This window comes from Caulobacter sp. 05L422, assembly GCF_056397765.1.
In genome coordinates, this window is record NZ_JBFTOB010000001.1 from 467,045 (window position 1) to 484,611 (window position 17,567).

General features: G+C 69.1%; 19 protein-coding genes and 1 pseudogene. 10 read left to right on the top strand and 10 right to left on the bottom strand.

The features are described 5' to 3' along the window. Positions 1-68: 68 nt before the first annotated feature. The 3 genes from AC1DMQ_RS02020 to AC1DMQ_RS02030 all read right to left on the bottom strand — a co-directional run bounded on the left by AC1DMQ_RS02020 (position 69) and on the right by AC1DMQ_RS02030 (position 2,935). Entirely contained in the window at positions 69-971 is a 903-nt protein-coding gene (locus AC1DMQ_RS02020; RefSeq protein WP_477031882.1) for a M56 family metallopeptidase, read from the bottom strand. Then, entirely contained in the window at positions 961-1,329 is a 369-nt protein-coding gene (locus AC1DMQ_RS02025; RefSeq protein ID WP_477031883.1) for a BlaI/MecI/CopY family transcriptional regulator, read from the bottom strand. The genes AC1DMQ_RS02020 and AC1DMQ_RS02025 overlap by 11 nt, the downstream gene beginning before the upstream one ends. Before the next feature lie 76 nt (positions 1,330-1,405). After that, the gene (locus AC1DMQ_RS02030) at positions 1,406-2,935 is read right to left on the bottom strand and encodes a collagenase (RefSeq protein WP_477031884.1); all 1,530 of its coding nucleotides are present in this window, start codon (positions 2,933-2,935) and stop codon (positions 1,406-1,408) included. Positions 2,936-3,069: 134 nt separating this feature from the next. Here AC1DMQ_RS02030 and AC1DMQ_RS02035 point away from each other — a divergent pair, with 134 nt between their 5' ends. From AC1DMQ_RS02035 to msrQ, 3 genes are all read left to right on the top strand, one after another. Then, entirely contained in the window at positions 3,070-5,946 is a 2,877-nt protein-coding gene (locus AC1DMQ_RS02035; RefSeq protein ID WP_477031936.1) for a bifunctional [glutamine synthetase] adenylyltransferase/[glutamine synthetase]-adenylyl-L-tyrosine phosphorylase, read from the top strand. A 212-nt stretch (positions 5,947-6,158) separates the two neighbouring features. Continuing rightward, on the top strand, positions 6,159-7,079 hold the full coding sequence (gene msrP / locus AC1DMQ_RS02040; protein ID WP_477031885.1) for a protein-methionine-sulfoxide reductase catalytic subunit MsrP: 921 nt from the start codon (positions 6,159-6,161) through the stop codon (positions 7,077-7,079). Then, the gene (msrQ, locus tag AC1DMQ_RS02045; protein WP_477031886.1) at positions 7,079-7,717 is read left to right on the top strand and encodes a protein-methionine-sulfoxide reductase heme-binding subunit MsrQ; all 639 of its coding nucleotides are present in this window, start codon (positions 7,079-7,081) and stop codon (positions 7,715-7,717) included. The genes msrP and msrQ overlap by 1 nt, the downstream gene beginning before the upstream one ends. Here the strand turns inward: msrQ and AC1DMQ_RS02050 are convergent. The 6 genes from AC1DMQ_RS02050 to sfsA form a co-directional block, all read right to left on the bottom strand. Next, on the bottom strand, positions 7,714-8,409 hold the full coding sequence (locus AC1DMQ_RS02050) for a lysozyme inhibitor LprI family protein (RefSeq protein WP_477031887.1): 696 nt from the start codon (positions 8,407-8,409) through the stop codon (positions 7,714-7,716). The genes msrQ and AC1DMQ_RS02050 overlap by 4 nt on opposite strands. A gap of 5 nt (positions 8,410-8,414) precedes the next feature. Next, positions 8,415-9,068: a lysozyme inhibitor LprI family protein gene (locus AC1DMQ_RS02055; RefSeq protein WP_477031888.1), complete on the bottom strand. Its 654-nt coding sequence runs from the start codon at positions 9,066-9,068 to the stop codon at positions 8,415-8,417. A 66-nt stretch (positions 9,069-9,134) separates the two neighbouring features. Next, positions 9,135-10,376 carry a dipeptidase gene (locus AC1DMQ_RS02060; RefSeq protein WP_477031889.1) on the bottom strand — a complete coding sequence of 414 codons (1,242 nt, stop codon included), beginning with the start codon at positions 10,374-10,376 and terminating at the stop codon, positions 9,135-9,137. Between the two features lie 196 nt (positions 10,377-10,572). After that, positions 10,573-11,322, bottom strand: coding sequence for a RadC family protein (radC, locus tag AC1DMQ_RS02065; RefSeq protein ID WP_477031890.1), 750 nt, complete (start codon positions 11,320-11,322; stop codon positions 10,573-10,575). Between the two features lie 56 nt (positions 11,323-11,378). Next, positions 11,379-12,209 carry a type I methionyl aminopeptidase gene (gene map / locus AC1DMQ_RS02070; protein ID WP_477031891.1) on the bottom strand — a complete coding sequence of 277 codons (831 nt, stop codon included), beginning with the start codon at positions 12,207-12,209 and terminating at the stop codon, positions 11,379-11,381. Between the two features lie 12 nt (positions 12,210-12,221). Beyond that, positions 12,222-12,950, bottom strand: coding sequence for a DNA/RNA nuclease SfsA (sfsA, locus tag AC1DMQ_RS02075; RefSeq protein ID WP_477031892.1), 729 nt, complete (start codon positions 12,948-12,950; stop codon positions 12,222-12,224). Between the two features lie 81 nt (positions 12,951-13,031). Here sfsA and AC1DMQ_RS02080 point away from each other — a divergent pair, with 81 nt between their 5' ends. Beyond that, entirely contained in the window at positions 13,032-13,592 is a 561-nt protein-coding gene (locus tag AC1DMQ_RS02080; protein ID WP_477031893.1) for a hypothetical protein, read from the top strand. 66 nt (positions 13,593-13,658) lie between these two features. Next, entirely contained in the window at positions 13,659-14,420 is a 762-nt protein-coding gene (locus tag AC1DMQ_RS02085; RefSeq protein ID WP_477031894.1) for a competence/damage-inducible protein A, read from the top strand. Here AC1DMQ_RS02085 and AC1DMQ_RS02090 read toward each other — a convergent pair. Continuing rightward, positions 14,417-14,806, bottom strand: a complete 390-nt coding sequence (locus AC1DMQ_RS02090) for a helix-turn-helix domain-containing protein (protein WP_477031895.1) — start codon at positions 14,804-14,806, stop codon at positions 14,417-14,419. The two genes, AC1DMQ_RS02085 and AC1DMQ_RS02090, sit on opposite strands and share 4 nt — an antisense overlap. A gap of 117 nt (positions 14,807-14,923) precedes the next feature. Here AC1DMQ_RS02090 and AC1DMQ_RS02095 point away from each other — a divergent pair. From AC1DMQ_RS02095 to AC1DMQ_RS02115, 5 genes and pseudogenes are all read left to right on the top strand, one after another. Then, positions 14,924-15,115, top strand: a pseudogene (locus AC1DMQ_RS02095) (LuxR C-terminal-related transcriptional regulator); the annotation flags it as partial. Between the two features lie 157 nt (positions 15,116-15,272). Further along, positions 15,273-15,626, top strand: a complete 354-nt coding sequence (locus AC1DMQ_RS02100) for a hypothetical protein (RefSeq protein WP_477031896.1) — start codon at positions 15,273-15,275, stop codon at positions 15,624-15,626. Positions 15,627-15,828: 202 nt separating this feature from the next. After that, entirely contained in the window at positions 15,829-16,173 is a 345-nt protein-coding gene (locus AC1DMQ_RS02105; protein ID WP_477031897.1) for a hypothetical protein, read from the top strand. Positions 16,174-16,240: 67 nt separating this feature from the next. Then, positions 16,241-16,684: a hypothetical protein gene (locus AC1DMQ_RS02110; protein ID WP_477031898.1), complete on the top strand. Its 444-nt coding sequence runs from the start codon at positions 16,241-16,243 to the stop codon at positions 16,682-16,684. Positions 16,685-16,739: 55 nt separating this feature from the next. Further along, positions 16,740-17,543, top strand: coding sequence for a TOBE domain-containing protein (locus AC1DMQ_RS02115; protein ID WP_477031899.1), 804 nt, complete (start codon positions 16,740-16,742; stop codon positions 17,541-17,543). The last annotated feature ends 24 nt before the right edge of the window (positions 17,544-17,567 follow it).

Here is a 17,567-nt window from a genome sequence, read left to right on the forward strand (position 1 = left end):
AAAAGTTACAGATGTAATCTACTGCGTCAAGGCAAGCGTGACGTCAGGACCCAGACGGCGAGGGCGGCCTAGTGGCTGTTCAGGACGGGCAGGGTGATGCCGTCGGCCGGGGTGTCGCCGACGAAGCGGCCGGGCCACGAGGTCTCGTACTGCGGCACGGGACCGCGCGGCGTGACGGTCCAGACCCCGCCGGCGGTGATGATCGCCAGCAGGAAGATCGCCGCCGCGCCCGCCGTCTGGCGGCGATAGCTCGGCTCGGGACGGCCCAGCAGCTTGACCCGCAGCAGCAATGGATGGGCCGCGAAGAAGCAGGCCAGGGCCGAACCGGTGCGCCGGGTGTGGGCCTCGACCAGGGCCTCGGCATAGGTGCGGCGCAGGTCGGGGCGCAGGCTCAGCACGGTGGCGTCGCAGGCCATCTCCTGGTCCAGTCGGGCGCACAGGGCGCCGACATGGACCAGCGGGTTGCACCAGCCCAGCACCTGGATCCCGGCGATGACCAGATTGGCCACGGGATCGCCGCGCTTGATGTGAGCCCGCTCGTGCAGGTCGACCATCTTGCGGGCCTGCTCCTCGAAGCGGGTGGCGAAGTCGGACGGCAGCACGACCCGGGGCCAGAACACTCCCATCACCGCCGGACCGGCGCGACCGGCCTCGGCGCGGGCCCGGAAGGCGCGCTCCTGCAGCAGGATGGCCGTCGCCAGGGCGACGCCGCCGGCCAGCCAGACGGCCAGCAGCAGAACCGCGCGCTCCTCGCCCATCAGCGAGGCCGGCAGGCCCGAACCCAGGGTCTCCGACAGGCTGGGGAACACCGTGGCGATCGCCGCGACGGGCACCAGGGCCCACAGGCGGTAGGCCAGGCGCGCGCCGATCACCTTGCGGGTCGGACCGCGCAGCAACAGCACCAGCAGCACCGCCGCGGCGGCGGCCGCCTGGGTGCGCAGCAGAGTCAGGGCCAGCAGTTCAGCGACCATCTTCGAGACCCTCGATCAGAGTCTTCAGTTGCTTGATCTCGTCGTTGGACAGCGCGCGGTGCTGGGCGAAGTGCGCCACCAGCGGCGTCAGCTGTCCGTCGAACAGGCGGTTGAGAAGGCTCTGGCTCTCGGCCTGCACATAGTCGGCGCGCTGGATGATCGGGGCGTAGCGCGCCCGGCCCTCGATGCGGTCCGAGCGGATCGCCTTGCGCTTCAGAAGCCGGTTGATCAGCGTCTTGACCGTCGCCTCGCCCCAGCCCTGCGGCTCGGCGACCTCGGCCATGATTTCGTCCACCGTCAGGGGCTGGCGCGTCCAGAGCGCCTCCATGATGCGGCTTTCGGCCTGAGTGATGTTCATGGCGTTCCGATCTCCGACGCCAACGATTACGCCTGTAACATCGACTGTCAAGCGACCACGTTTCCGGGGCGGGGCGTCAGGACTTGGCTTGCGCCGTCAGGATCTCCAGCCGCGCCCGCGCCTCGGCGACCATGGCCTGGTCACTGGCCGGCGCCTGGTGGGCCAGCGCCTTGTCGCGCAGCACCTGGGCCACCGCGACGTTGAGGCTCAGGTGGGGCGCCTGGGCCAGCGGCTCGATCAGGGAGTCGGCGGTGTCGTACTCGCCCTTGCGGAGCAGGGCGATCACCGCGTCGATGCGGATCTCCTCGACCTGCGGGGCCATCAGATGGGCCTGGACCAGGGCGTCGAGCACCTGCTCGCTGCCCGCCGGCAGGGTGCGGGAATAGCGGTAGAGCGCGGGATAGAAGGTCGGGTCCAGCTTCAGGGCGCGGGCCAGGGCCTTCTTGCCCTCGGTGGTGGCCTCGGCCAGCCGCGCCGGGTCGCGCTTGCCGACGCTCAGCCACGAGACGCCCAGCAGGTACTGGGCGTAGGCGTCGGTCTTGGTCGCCTCGGAGCCGCTCAGCATCTGGACCGCGACAGTCGGGTCGCCGAACACCTGCTGGGCGTGGGCCAGGGTGCGGACAGCCAGAGGATCGCCCGGATACTTGGCGGCTTTCTTCTCGATGGACTTCAGCGCGTCGGCGGCCTGGCCGTCGTTCTCGCCGCGCCGGCCGCGGATCAGCCGCAGCGAGTCCAGCAGCAGGTCGTCGGCCGAGGGCGGCAGGGAGGTGACGACCACGTCGGTCGGGGCCAGGGGCTTGATCGGGATGACCGTCAAGGTCATGCCGGAGCGGGCATAGGTGGTCAGCTGCCTTTGCAGGGCGGCCTTGTCGGTCTTGAAGGCGGCGGCGAAGGCTTCGGGCTCGGCCTGGCCCGTGCGCAAGGCGGCGAAATAGGCCTGCAACTGGCCGGCGCGATCCGTGTCGCGCAGCAGATAGTGGGTCAGCAACCAGCCCTGGGCGTAGACCATCCCGCCGCGCGTGATGCTCTGCCGCGCGTCCAGCAAGGCGTCCATCGACATCCACGGCTGCTTCTCCAGCGCGCGTACGCGTCCGTCGTCGGCCGCGCCCAGCTGGATCGTGTCGCCCTTGACGAGAGTGGGCGCGAAGTACTCGGCGAAGCCCTCGGTGAACCAGACCGGATAGGACCAGCTGAAGTACTGGCGCATGAAATGGTGGGCGTATTCGTGCTGGAGGATCAGTCGCGCCTGGTCGCGGTCGACGCTGTTCCAGGAGACGAAGGCGGCCCGGCCGCCGGGCCCGGCGCGGTAGAAGCCGGCGACCGCGCGATCCAGGCTCGGCTCGACCTTCTGCAGGTCGTCGCGCCCGCCGACCAGATAGATGTCCAGCCGGGCGACGGCGGCCTTGTCGTCGACCTTCATCACGGCCGCCAGCAGGCGGTGATAGCGTTCGAGGTCGGAGGCGGCCGTCCGCAGGTCGGACTCCTTGATCTCGCCATAGACGTTGAAGTGCTGGGTCTGGGCCTTGAGCCAGGTGTCGGCCGCCAGGGCCGGTCGGCAAACGACCAGGAACAGCAGGGCCACCAGGCCGCGCACGATTGTCTTCATGTCCGTTTCCCCACCCTCGGCGCACTGTGTCTCGCGCGCATATCTAAGGTTGAGGTTCGACGCGCGCGCTCGACAACCCATTTTTTGAAGTCCAACAGATGACCTCGCCGTTCCACCGCGCCACAGTGGCGGCCATGACTCGCCTGCTCGAACGTCTCACCCCCTGCGGCCCCGTCGTCGATCCCAAGGCCGCCGAGCGGGCGCATGAGGCGATCACCCGGCGGGTCGGCGAGGCCGCGCCCTTGGTCGAGGCCGTCTGGCCCGCCCTGGCGCCGGTGTTCGCCGCCTCGCCCTACCTGGCGGGCCTGGCGCGGCGCGACGCCAAGCGGCTGCCCTCGATCCTCGATGGCGATCCCGACGAACGGCTGGCCCGTATCCTGGCCGAAGCCGAAGCCGTTGGCGCGGAGCCGGACTTCGAGACCGCCCGCCGGACGATGCGCGAGCTGAAGGCCGACCTGCACCTGCTGACCGCGCTGTGCGACCTGGGCGGTGTCTGGGACCTGGACGCGGTGACCGCCGCCCTGACCCGCTTCGCCGACGCCACCCTGCACGCCTCATTGACCCAGGCCGTGCGGCTGGAAGTGGCGCGCGGCGCCCTGACCCATGTCGGCGAGGGACCGGAGGGGCCTGCCCCCGGCCTGTTCTGCATCGCCATGGGCAAGCACGGGGCCTTCGAGCTCAACTACTCCAGCGACATCGACTTCTCGATCTTCTACGACCCCGAGGCCTTGCCGGCAGCCGAGGGCGTCGAGCCGCAGGGCGTGGCGGTGCGCATCGCCAACCACCTGGGCCGGCTGCTGGCCGAGCGGACGGTCGACGGCTACGTGTTCCGCATCGACCTGCGGCTGCGCCCGGATCCGTCCTCGACCCCGCCGGCCATGCCGATCGACGCGGCCCTCGATTACTACGAGAGCGTCGGCCAGAACTGGGAGCGGGCGGCGCACATCAAGGCGCGGATCTGCGCCGGCGACTTCGCGCAGGGCGAGGCGTTCCTGGCCGAGCTGCAGCCGTTCATCTGGCGCAAGAACCTCGACTTCGCGGCCATCGCCGATATCCACTCGATCAAGCGCCAGATCCACGCCTACAAGGTGGACGACCGGCTGACCGCCAAGGGCGCGGACCTGAAGCTGGGGCGCGGCGGCATCCGCGAGATCGAGTTCTTCGTCCAGACCCAGCAACTGATCCTGGGCGGCCGTCATCCCGACCTGCGCAGCCCGCGCACCCTGGAGGCCCTGGCCGCCCTGTCGGAGGCCGGCCACGTCACGCCGGAAGACCGCGACTACCTGATCAAGGCCTATCGCGACCTGCGCGCCCTGGAGCACCGGGCCCAGATGATCGCCGACGACCAGACCCACAAGCTTCCGGAGTCCGACGCCGACCGCAAGAAGGTGGCGGCCCTGTGGGGCCACGCGGCGCTGCGCAGTTTCGACGCCGTGGTCGGCCAGATCCTCAAGGGCGTGAACCGCCGCTACGGCGCACTGTTCAAGGGCGAGGAGGAGCTGTCGTCGCGGTTCGGCAGCCTGGTGTTCACCGGCGTCGAGGACGATCCAGAGACCCTGGCCACGCTCAAGCGCATGGGCTTCTCGCACCCCGAGCGGGTGGCCGCCACCATCCGCGGCTGGCACCACGGCCACATCGCCGCCACCCGCACCGCGCGGGGGCGCGAGCTGTTCACCCGCTTGGCGCCGCGCCTGCTGGACGCCGCCAACGCCACCGGCGCGTCGGACGACGCCTTCAACCGGTTCGGCGACTTCTTCTCGTCGCTGAGCAGCGGGGTGCAGATCCAGTCGCTGTTCCTGGCCCAGCCGCGATTGTTCGAGCTGATCGTCGAGGTCATGGCCTTCGCGCCGCGCCTGGCCTCGACCCTGGCGCGACGGCCGACGGCCCTGGACGCCCTGCTGGACCCTGCGTTCTTCGGGCCGATGGAGATGCCCAAGGACGCGCCCTGGGATTCGGCCGATTTCGAGGGGGCGATGGACGCGGCGCGGCGGCTGTTCCGCGACCAGAGTTTCCGGATCGGGGTGCGGGTGATCAGCGGCACGGCCGGTGCGCGCGATGCCGGCGCGGCCTTCGCCGACCTGGCCGACGTGATCGTCCGCGGGCTGGCTCCCGCCGCCCTGGCCGAAGTCGAGCGGCTCGGAGGCGAATTCCCGGGCCAGGTGGCCGTCGTCGCCCTGGGCAAGGCCGGCTCGCGCGAGATGACCGTCAAGTCGGACCTGGACCTGATGACGCTCTACGCCGCCGACGATCCGGCCGGCATGTCGGCCGTGAAGGCCTGGGGCGCCGAGAGCTTCTACGCCCGGTTCACCCAGCGCCTGACCTCGGCCTTGTCGGCTCCGACCGGCGAGGGCACGCTCTACGAGGTTGACCTGAAGCTGCGGCCGTCGGGCACCAAGGGGCCGGTGGCGGTCAGCTACGCGGCGTTCGAGGACTATTACGAGCGCGAGGCCGAGACCTGGGAGCTGCAGGCCCTGACGCGGGCCCGGGTGATCTGGGCGTCGTCGCCGGACTTCCAGGCGCGGGCGGAAGGCGCGATCGCCGCCGCCCTGCGTCGGGCGCGCGACCCGAGGAAGACCGCCGTCGACGTGCTGGAGATGCGCCAGCTGATGGAGGACGAGCGGCCCGGCAAGGGCGACTGGGACCTGAAGCTCACCCCCGGCGGCCTGGTCGACATCGAGTTCGCCGCCCAGTTCCTGCAGCTGGTCCACGCGGCGGACGGCGGTCCGCTGGCGCAGAACACCGGCGAGGCCCTGGCGGCCTTGGGACGCGCGGGGCTGGGGGATCCGGCGGCCTTGGCGGCGTTGGAGTCCGCGTGGCGGCTGGAGCAGGACCTGTCGCAACTGCTGAAGGTGGCGCTGGAGGACGGGCATGACCCTGACACCGAGCCGAAGGCGTTCCGGGCGCTGCTGGCGCGGGCCGGAGGCGTGCGGGAGTTCCGGTCTCTGAAGGTGAAGCTGGCCAAGGCGAAGGTCGAGGCGCGAGGGGCGTTCGAGGCGGTGGTGCGGGGTTAGGGGCTCACCCACTTGCCCCCACCTGACGGCTACGCCGTCTGTCCGCCCCCATAGGGGCGGAGGACGCGCGGTGCCGGCCAAGCCTCTTCCCCCTGTGGGGGAAGACGATCGCGAAGCGATCCGTAGGGGGCAAGTGGCAACATTCCTCGCCCGCCTGTAACCATTCCCCCTCATCGTACGTATCTTCCAAGGTAGCCCCTCGGAGCCCGCCCATGCTGATCCGCCACGCCCCCGACCTGACCGACAACGACGTCACCGACCGGAGCCTGTACCTGCGGCGGCGCGAGTTCATCGGCGGGGCGGCGGGACTGGGTCTGCTGGGCGCGGCCGGGGCGGCCGGCGCGCGGGACCTGGCCTACAGCCCGGGCTTCTCGACCACGGAGAAGCCGACCCCGAAGAAGGACATCACCAGCTACAACAACTTCTACGAATTCGGGGTCAACAAGGAGGACCCGTCCGAGAACGCGGGCTCCCTCAAGACCCGCCCCTGGACGGTCCGCGTCGACGGCGAGTGCGAGAAGCCGGCCAGCTTCGCGATCGACGATCTGATCAAGGCCAACAAGCTGGAGGAGCGCATTTACCGCATGCGCTGCGTCGAGGGCTGGTCGATGGTGATCCCCTGGGTGGGCTTCCCGCTCAAGGACCTGCTGGCCCAGGTCAAGCCCACGTCGAAGGCCAAGTTCGTCGCCTTCGAGACCCTGATGCGACCGTCCGAGATGCCGGGCCAGCGCTGGGACACCCTGCAGTGGCCCTATCGTGAAGGCCTGCGGATCGACGAGGCGACGCACCCGCTGACCATCCTGGCCGTGGGCCTGTACGGCGACGTCCTGCCCAACCAGAACGGCGCGCCGGTCCGGCTGGTCGTGCCGTGGAAGTACGGCTTCAAGGGCGCCAAGTCGATCGTGCGGATCAGCCTGGTCGAGAAGATGCCCGTCACCGCCTGGAACCTGCTGGCCCCGCGCGAGTACGGCTTCTATTCCAACGTCAATCCGGCCGTGGACCACCCGCGCTGGTCCCAGGCCACCGAGCGCCGGATCGGCGAGTTCCGCCGCCGCGAAACCCTGCCGTTCAACGGCTATGGCCAGTATGTCGCCGACCTCTATCGCGGCATGGACCTGAAGCGGAACTTCTGATGGACGCCTCGGTGAAGCGGGCGGCCAAGAGCAAGCGCCCCTCCAAGACCTGGGACAACCTGGTCTACGCCGCCGTCTGGCTGGCCTGTTTCGCGCCCCTGGTCTGGCTGGCCTGGCGCGTGTTCAGCGACGACCTGGGGGCCAATCCGATCGAGACCCTGATCCGCCAGATCGGCGTCTGGGGCCTGCGGCTGCTGCTGGTCGGGCTGGCGATCACCCCGGCCGCGCGCATCCTGAAGAAGCCGCGCCTGGTCCGCTTTCGCCGGACGATCGGCCTGTTCGCCTTCAGCTACATCTGCCTGCACCTGCTGACCTACATCGGCGTCGACCTGTTCTTCGACTGGGGGCAGTTGGTGAAGGACATCCTCAAGCGGCCCTTCATCACCCTGGGCATGCTGGCCTTCGTGTTGCTGATCCCGCTGGCCGTGACCTCGACCAACGGCATGATCCGGCGCCTGGGCCGGGCGACCTGGCAACGGATCCACTGGCTGATCTATCTGATCGTGCCGCTGGGCGTGGCCCACTACTATCTGCTGGTGAAGGCCGACCACCGGCCGCCGCTGGTCTATGCGGCGATCCTGACGGTGCTGATGCTGTGGCGGTTCTGGGACGCCTGGCAGCGGCGGGCCCGGTCCTAGAACAGCTCCGCGTCCGGATCGCGCGTCTGGTCCCGCTTCCACCACCCGCCCAGCTTGGCCCCGCCGCAAGGGCCCTTCTGGGTCAGCAGCACGGTGTCGACGGTGAACGACGCGTCCAGCCGGCAGGCGTCGGGGCCCGTCCCGGTCAGCGGAAAGCTCGTGATCGTCTGGCCCGTCATGACCTTCACCGGCTGGGTGTCGTCGGTGAACCCCTGGGCGGCGTTGGCGTCGGCCAACTGGTAGGCGAAGTCCAGGCCGGTCGGCACGGCCTTGATGCTCAGGAAGTCCTGGCCGCGCGCATAGATCCCGCTCAGCCGGAACCCCGGGTTCCTCAGCACCGCGATGCGGTCGGCGTGGATGGTCCGCAGGCAGGGCAGGGCGGTTTCGTCGTCGGTGCAGAGGATCCCGCCACCGCTCATCCCGGGAGGCTCCAAGGCGCGCGAACCCACCCAGCCGCGCTGGTTCATCTTCACATAGGCGGCGATCTGGCCGTCCCACAGTTTCAGCGCCTCGCCATAGGCCTTGGCCAGGTCCTCGTCCTGGCGCGACAGCTGGGGATCCTTGCAGATCAGCTTCTCGACCTTGGTGCGGGCCTTGGCGCAGTCGAAGCTGGCGGCGGTCGCGGGGGCGGCCACCAGGAGCAGCAGAAGTCCGGCGAGGACGGGGGCGACGCGGGTTCCAAAAAGGCTCATGGCGCCTACTCCGACAGATAGGGCGACTTTACCGGGTCGCGGCGGAAGACCTTCAAGTCGGTCCCCATGGCGCACCGCTCGGTCTTGGGCGCGGACAGGGTCGCGGTGTCCTGGGTGAAGGCCAGGACGCGCGGACAGCCGGCGTCCTCGAAGCTCAGCTTCCCCGAAGCGTCCACGTCGCCGTCGGCCTGCAGGAACACGCTCCCCTTCGGCTCGGGGCAGATGTAGAGCAGGACGTCGATCCCCGCCTCGGGATAGCGCTGCGTCACGTCCAGATAGACCCCGTCGTGCGGGCAGCGCCCGGCGACGTATCGGCCCGTCCACTTCAGGCTCGGATGCGTCAGGAAAGTCAGGCGGCGCTCGTAGTCCTGTTTCAGGCAGGCGGCGTCGGCCTTGCAGATCTCGTTGCGGTCCTTCAGCCATTCCCGCTGTTCGGTGCGGATGTAGGTCGACCAGTTCCCGGCCGGCCACAGCCCCTGGGCCGCCTTGAAGGCGGCCGCCACCTGGTCGTCCAGCTTGGAGACCGCGGGATCCTTGCAGATCGCCTTCTCGGTGGGCGTGCCGGCCTTGGCGCAGTCGAAACTGGCGGCCCAGCTCGCCGTCGGGGCGGCAAGGCAAAGCAGGGCGGCCAGACCGACCCAGAGCGTGACACGGACCATGCGGAGAGCCCCTCCAAACGACGCCGGGAGAGGCTAACCGAGAACCGCGTTATTCGAAAGCGCGAGCTACTTCGCGGCGGTCTGCTTGGCCGCGTAGTCCTGGGCCTGGCGCACGATGCGCAGCACGTTGCCGCCCCAGATCGCCGCCACGTCGGCGTCGGTGTAGCCGGCCGCCTTCAGCCGGGCGGTGACCTTGGGCAGGTCGGCGACGTCCTCGAAGCCGGCCACGCCGCCGCCGCCGTCCCAGTCGGCGCCGATGCCCACGTGCTCGGGCCCGACCACCTTGAGGGTGTGGGTCAGGCTGGCCATGAAGTCCTCGAAGCTGGCGCGGACCGGCGGAAACTTGGCGTCCACCTCGGCGCGCTTCTTCAGATAGGCGACCATCTCGGCCTCGGTCGCCGTCTCGCTGTCGGCCGCCGTCCCCAGGGCCTTCAGGGCCGCCAGGCGCTCGGGACTGGCGTTGGTGTTCTTCAGATAGACCGAGTTGATGCAGATCACCCCGCCCGCGTCGGCGATCTTCTTCAGCCGCGTGTCGTCGAGATTGCGGGCGTGGTCGTAGATCGCCTTGGCCCCGGAGTGCGAGGCGATGATCGGGACCTTCGACAGCTGCACGGCCTGATCGACCACGTCGTCGGAGGCGTGGCTGACGTCGATCAGTATGCCCAGCCGGTTGGCTTCGGCCAGCCAGCGCAGGCCCAGCGGCGAGAAGCCGTGCCAGATCGGCTTGTCGGTCGAGCTGTCGGCGAACTGGTTGTTCCTGAAGTGCACCGGGCCGGCCATGCGCACGCCGGTGGCGTGGAAGGTCTGCATCAGGGTGAGGTCCTCACCGATCGGCCAGCTGTTCTCGATGCTCTGGAAGACGAACTTCTTGCCGGCCTTGTTGATCCGCTCGGCGTCGTCGGCGGTGTAGGCCAGCTCGAACTTGTCCGAATGGGCCGCGACCATCTCACGAATCTCGGTGGCGCGCTCCAGGGCGACGTCGCGCGCCGCGCGATAGCCCTCGGCGGTCAGGGGGCCCTGCTCGGTGTAGATCACGAAGAACCCGCCATCCAGGCCGCCGGCGTCCATGCGCGGCAGGTCGACCTGGGTGCCGTCGACCTTGACCTCGTGACGGTCGACCATGCTCCAGCCCTTGCGCGCGAAGTGCTCGGGCGTGTCGAGGTGGGTGTCCAGGGTCAGGACCTTCTCGTGCAGCGCCCGGTCGGCTTTCGAGACCGGAGCGTCGGCGGCCCAACTCGCGAGAGGGGAGGCGGTCGTGGCGAGGGCGAGAGCGGCGGAGCCGAGGAGAGCGGTCAGCAGGCGGGACATCTTGGCTCCGACGCAAGGATTACGACGGCCACGCTCGGGGATAGGGACGGCGGGGTCAAGCTGTTCCTCCCCCTGTGGGGGAGGTGATCGCAAAGCGATCGGTGGGGGGATTTTTCGGGTCGATAGCGCCGCATCCGAGCCCAGAACACTCCCCCTCCGTCGGCTGCGCCGACACCTCCGCCACAGGGGGGGCTATTTAGAACAGCCCCAACGCCTTGAAGCTGGCCACGCCGTCGCGGCCGACCACCAGGTGGTCGTGGACGTTGATCTTCAGCGCCTTGCCGGCCTCGACGATCTGTTTGGTCATCTCGATGTCGGGTCGCGACGGCGTGGGGTCTCCACTGGGATGGTTATGGAGCAAGATAATGTTGCTGCTCGACAGCTCGAGCGCCCGGCGCATCACTTCGCGTGGATAGACCGGGGCGTGGTCGACCGTGCCGTGGTTCATCACCTCGTCGGCGATCAGCTGGTTCTTGTTGTCGAGGAACAGGACCCTGAACTGTTCGCGCGGCTCGTTGGCCAGGGCGACGCGGACATAGCCCAGCAGAGCCGTCCAGGACGAGATCACCGGCCGCTTGGCGATCTTGTCGCGGCCGGCTCGCAAGGCGGCCTCGTGCAGCAGCTTGATGTCGACCGCCGCGCTCTCGCCGACGCCGGTCACGGTCTTCAGCTCCTCGATCGAGGCCGAGATCGTCGCGCCGAACGAGCCGAACCGGGCCAGCAGCGCCTTCGCCATCGGCTTGACGTCGCCCCGGGCGAAGGTGCGGAAGAGATAGAGCTCCAGCAGCTCGTAGTCGGGCAGGGCGGCGAGGCCCCCGGCCTTAGCCCGCTCGCGCAGGCGTTCGCGGTGGCCCAAAGCGTGGCTGGGCGCCGGCTTGGTCGTAGCGGCGTCCGCGACGCCCGTGGCCCTGGGATCTGTCGCCCTGAGTGATCTGCCGCTGACCATCCCGCCCCCGTCATGCGAGCGGGAAGTAGGTCAGATCAATTGGGGGTTGTCGAGTCTCAGCCGCCCAGGATCGCGGGCTGGAACAGACCCGTCGGCGAGGCGGTGAACACCTCGTAGCCGTCCTCGGTGACGCCGATCGAGTGCTCACACTGGGCCGAAAGCGACTTGTCGCGGGTCACGGCCGTCCAGCCGTCGCCCAGCACCTTCACCGCCGGCTTGCCCAGGTTCACCATCGGCTCGACGGTGAAGAACATGCCCGGCTTCAGCACCGCGCCCTGACCGGGGCGGCCGAAGTGCAGGATGTTGGGCGCGTCGTGGAACACCTTGCCCAGGCCGTGGCCGCAGAAGTCGCGCACCACCGAGCAGCGCTGCGCCTCGACGTAGGACTGGATGGCGTAGCCGATGTCGCCCAAGGTCGCGCCCGGCTTCACCGCGTCCAGGCCGCGCTTCATGCCTTCGTAGGTGATCTCGACCAGGCGGCGGGCGCGCGGCCCGACTTCGCCCACGCCGTACATCCGCGAGGTGTCGCCGTGCCAGCCGTCGACGATCACGGTCACGTCGATGTTGACGATGTCGCCCTCGCGCAGCGCCCACTCGCCGGGGATGCCGTGGCAGACCACGTGGTTGCGCGAGATGCAGACCGTCTTGGGATAGCCGCGATAGAACAGGCAGGCCGGCAGGGCGCCGCGGTCGAGGATGAACTCGCGGGCCAGGGTGTCCAGATAGTCCGACGACACGCCCGTTTTGACGTGCGGGACCAGCATGTCCAGGCACTCGGCGGCCAGCTTGCCGGCCTTGCGCATGCCTTCGAAGTCGGCGGGCTTGTGGATCTTGATCGCGCCGGTGCGGGTTTCGGCTTCGATCTCAACCGTGTCTTCAAGGGTCATGGCGGTCTGGTCTCAAACTGTCGGTGCGTCCCGCCCCCTAGGCGGGAGATGGGGGATACGCCGGGAAATGCGAATTTCGTCAGGGCTTATGTCGCAACGATAGCACAGAACTTCAACGCCCGCTGCCGCCGCGTCGCTCAAACCCCGGGCGTAGACCGGATCCAGGTCTTCGCAGGCCGCGAAGCTGTCGCAGTCGGTGCGCTGGATCACGAACAGCTGCACGGCCCGCGCGCCCTTGGCGACCTCGGCGGCCAGGTCCTTCAGGTGCTTGGCGCTGCGGGCGGCGACGCAGTCGGGGAACTCGGCCAGGGTCCCGTCGCGGCGGTAGTGGCAGTTCTTGACCTCCAGCCAGCAGGGCGGCCGGTCGGGATGGGTCAGCAGGAAGTCGACGCGGCTGGCTTCGCTGTACTTCACCTCCGGCCGGATCACCGCGTAGCCCGACAACTCCGGAATCGCGTCGGCCGCCAGGGCCTCGGCGACAAGCTTGTTGGGGTTCATGGTGTTGACGCCGACGAGGCCCCCGTCGGCTTCCACCAGTTGCAGCGTCCACGGAAGTTTGCGCTTGGGATCGCCCGACCACGACACCCAGGCGGCCAGACCCGGATCCTTCAGCCCCAGCATGGCGCCGGGATTGGGCACGTGCGCGGTGATCTCGCGCCCGTCGTCCAGCACCATGTCGACGAAGAAGCGCTTGTAGCGCTGGACGATGACGCCGCGCGCCATCGGTTGCGGGAGAAGCATGCGTGGGATTCCGGCCTGACGCTTTGAGCTAGGCGCGGATCACGCCGCGCGATAGCCCTGTCGCGAGTCTTCGGGGGCGTGATGTACAAGCTTGGACACGAAGTCGATGGGGAAGTGGTGGAGCACTCCCACCCCCCGCGATTTATTCGCCAGATCGTTGCGCCCGGAGATTCGGGGCGAAGCCGGCTGGTGATCGGCGTGCCGGGCGGCGATCCCGCCGTGTTCGGGGCCCTGGCCGCGCATCTCGCCGAGCCGCTGGCTGTCCTCTACGTCCTTCATACGCCGCGCGGCGAAGGCGAGGCGGGGCGATATGAAAGCGAGACGATCGATCACGCGGCGCTGCGTGACTTTCTCGACGGCCACGCGGCGTTCCTGACCGGGGATGGCCGCTTCGACCTGTGGGTCATCTCGGCGGAGGACAGCGCCCTCCTCGTCTGGGATCGGCACAATCTCCTCCACGCCTATGGGCCGATCGAGGCTTTCGTCGCGACGCTGCGGGGGCTGGGCTTCCAGGAGGGCGAGCTTCCGCCGTTGGGCGGCCATATGCACTACTACCGTCCAGAGTTCGACGAGAGCGCCAAGGCCGTCCTGTCAGCCTTCGACTGGTTTCGAAAGCCGCTTCGGCCCGAGGACGAACAGTAGGCGGCGCTGTCGGTTGCGAGCGACGCGCGGGCAGCTTAAGTCGAGGTGAACGCCAGGAGCCCCCGCATGGTAGATCGTGTCACCGCCGCCGTTCTGATCATCGGCGACGAGATCCTGTCGGGCCGCACCCAGGACGTGAACCTCAACGCCATCGCCAAGTACCTGGCCACCTACGGCGTCGATGTCTGCGAGGTGCGGATCGTGCCCGACGTCGAGCAGGAGATCGTCGACGCGGTCAACGCCCTGCGCACCCGGTACGACTACGTGGTCACCACGGGCGGCATCGGCCCGACCCACGACGACATCACCGCCGACTCGGTGGCCAAGGCGTTCGGCGTCACCGCCCCCGAGCATCCCGAGATCATGGCCCTGCTGCGCGAGCGTTGGGGCGAGCCCAACGCTGCGCGCCGGCGCATGGCCCACGTGCCCGAGGGCGGCACGCTGGTGAAGAACCCGGTCCAGGGGCCGCCCGGCTTCCAGATCGGCAACGTCTTCGTCCTGGCGGGCGTGCCGGCGATCATGCGCGGCATGCTGGACGACGTCGGCCCGCGCCTGCGCACCGGCGCGGTGGTGATCAGCAAGACGGTTCGGGTCACCGGCACCGGCGAGGGCACGATCGCCGCGCCGCTGGAAGCGGTGGCCAAGGCCCACCCGGACCTGTCGATCGGCAGCTACCCGTTCTTCGCCCCGCCGGACGTCTACGGCGCCAGCCTGGTGATCCGCGGCCGCGATCCGATCGAGGTCGATGTGGCGGTGGAAGAGTTGGTGGCGGCGCTGACCGATGTCGGCGTCAAGGGCATCGAGCGCTTGGAGGCGGGAGCCGCCTAGGCCGCGCCCGCGGTCTCGTCCGGTTCGACCAGGGTCTTGGCCACGGTCAGGATGGTCTTGCGGCCCTTCGGCGTGGCCTGGCTGTAGGCCCGCAGCAGGTCGATGGCGCCCGGCGTCGAAAGCGCCGTCAGCATGGCCACATCCTGTTCGGCCAGGACATCCTCGCCCACCAGGCTGCCGACCGTCGTCTGCAGTTTCGCGGCGATGCGCACCAGCATCGAGGCCGAGACCCGATTGGTGCCGCGTTCGTATTTCTGCACCTGTTGGAAGGTCAGGCCCAACACCTGGGCCAGTTCGTCCTGGCTGATCTTCATGTGTCGCCGCTGAACCCGAATGCGGGTTCCAACCGCGACGTCGATGGGGTCGGGACCGGTCGGCGTGTTCAAGGTGGGTTCCACACACAGAGGGCGATGTGGAACTATCGGCTTGGCCTTGGCCGGCCGCAATGCATTCTTGCACCCTGCGCGGCGCGTCGGGCGCCAGCGGTATCGACGTCGAGCGTGATGGACAGGCCTTCGATCCCCTCGGCTCCCAATATCGAGCTGCTCACCCAGCGTGAGCGCGAGGCCCTGCGCTGGGTCGCCGAGCATAGGCTGTCCAAGGAAATCGGCCCGCTGATGGGGGTCTCCAAGTCGCGCGCCGACGCCCTGGTCGAAAGCGCCTGCCGCAAGCTGGGGGTCAGCGGCCGCCGCGCCGCGGCGCGGGTGCTGAGCGCCCACGAAAACGCCGCTCCCGGCTATGGGCCCGGCTATGGGACTGAATCCCACCCCGATTCAATGGGACTGTCGTCCGTCCCGCCGCCGCCGTCTGCTGCCGTCTCGACATCCCAAGAGACGGACGAAGACGGTGATCATGAGCGTGATGAACGACAACGAGGCGACCAATCTGGCGGGGGCTCGCCTGGGCTTGCTGGTCCGCAAGGCGCTGCAGATCCGCGACGCGGTGGAGACTTTCGACCGCGACTGGCCGCCGTTGCTGAACCGGCCGCCGATGCCGGTCTTCGCCTGGACGGAGCTGGAGCGACAACTGCTGAGCCTGGCGCCCGACGACCTGGCGCCGATGGTCCGCGACCTGGTCTCGGCGGTGCGCAAGGAAGCCAGCCCCAAGCCGCCGGAGATGGTGCTGCGCGAGATCCTGATCATCGCGGCCACGGTCCTGGACGAAGCTTTTCACGAGAAATGGGCGGACGGTACGATCATGTCCTGAACCCCGCGATGCGGGTGTTGGTCGTCCTCGCCATAGCCGCTGCCTGCAGCCTGCTGATCGGCGCCCTCCTGGGGACGCGGCAAGTGGCCCACTTCTTCCAACACCTGCGTTACGGCTGATCCCCCGGGGCTGAACCCCGCACGGGCGCCGGGCGTCCGTCATCCGTTCAGCAATGCGCCCGAGGGCGCGGGGAGACCGTCACATGAAACGTCGCATCGTCGCCGAGCAGCTGGCCAGCCGCCTGTTCACCACCGAGGAGGCCGTCGACACCACCCTGGCCCTGATGGGCGACCTGATCGCCGCCATGCCGCGCGCGCGTCTCGAGGCGGGCCTGGCCGCCGGCGTGGGTCAGCAGGCCGTCGATCGCGTGCTGGAGGCCGCCTCCGGCATGGCCCACGCCCGCCGCTCGCTGATCGCCGCCCATGAGGCTCTGGCCGAGGCCCGGGATCAGGTCGGACTGCGGCGCGTCACCCTGGTGGGCGGCGGCGACAAGACCGAGGGCGGCGTCCCGCCCACCGGCCACCTGCGCGAGGTCCAGAGGGTCTAGCCGGCGCCGGAGGTCTTGGCGGGGCCTCGATTCATGAGACACATGTCGCTCCTGGCGCGGGGGCGGCATGTCTCAGTTCTACGACCTCTTCTCGATCCTGCCGACCCAGATCGCGGCCCTGGCGATGCTGGCGGTCTGCGCGCTGGCCCTGTTGATCGGGCGGCGGCTGGAGCGCTGGCTGGCCGTGGCCACCGTCGCCGCCTGGTTCATCTCGGCCGCCGTCCAGACCTCCGACCGCGTCGGCGTGCAGTGGGGGATCTTCACGGTCGACATCGTCTACCTGCTGATCCTGATCTATCTGTGCACGTTCGAGCGCCGGATCTGGATCCTGTTCATGACCGCCTTCCAGCTGCTGGTCGTGCTGACCCATGTGGCCTTCATGATCGACCGGACGCTGATGCAGTGGAGCTTCTTCTCCGCCTACTACCTGTGGAGCGACGCCGAGCTGGTCGCCTTCGCGGTCGGCGTGGCGCAGGCCGGCTGGGGGCGATGGAGATCCAGGAAGGCCTGAGCGTGGGCGTGGTTCGCGATTGGCGCCCGGGCGTGGCTTGACGCATAGATTGCCCATGACCCGATCGCTTCCCGTCCAGGCCGTCCTCCAGCTGCGCAAGGGCCCCGCGTCCCGCGTCGGGCCCGATCGCATCCGGCTGCTGACGGCCATCCAGGCCCACGGCTCGATCACCGCCGCGGCCAAGGAGGTGGGGCTCAGCTACAAGGGCGCCTGGGACGCGGTCCAGGCGCTGAACAACCTGTTCGAGCGGCCCTTGGTCACCGCCCAGACGGGCGGTCGCCAAGGCGGGGCGGCCCAGGTCACGCCGGCCGGCGAGGCGGTCCTGGCCGCCTACGCCAAGGTCGAGGACGGGCTGAGCCAGTTGGTCGGACAACTGGAAGAGGCGCTCGGCGGCGCGGACGTCGATCTGAAATCCCTGATCTGGAGTTTTGGCATGAAGACCAGCGCCCGAAACGCCCTGCGGGGCGTCGTCGAGACCGTCACCGACGGCGCCGTCAACGCCGAGGTGACTCTGAGGATCTCGCCCAGCGTCGTCATCGTCGCCATCGTCACCCGCGACAGCGTGGCGGACCTGGGCCTGACGCCGGGCCGGGAGGCCATCGCCCTGATCAAGTCGAGCTTCGTGATCCTGGCCCAGGGCGACGAAGGCCTGCGGACCTCCGCCCGCAACTGCCTGGCCGGCACGGTGATCCGCCACGACGAGGGCGCGGTCAACGACGAGGTCGTGCTGGAGATGGAGCCTGGAAAAACCCTGACGGCCACGATCACGCGCGGCAGCGGCGAAGCCCTGGGCTTCAAGGTCGGCGCCCGAGCCCAGGCGCTGATCAAGGCCTCGCACGTCATCCTCGCGGTCGACTAGGACCGACGCCTAACTGACGCCGCG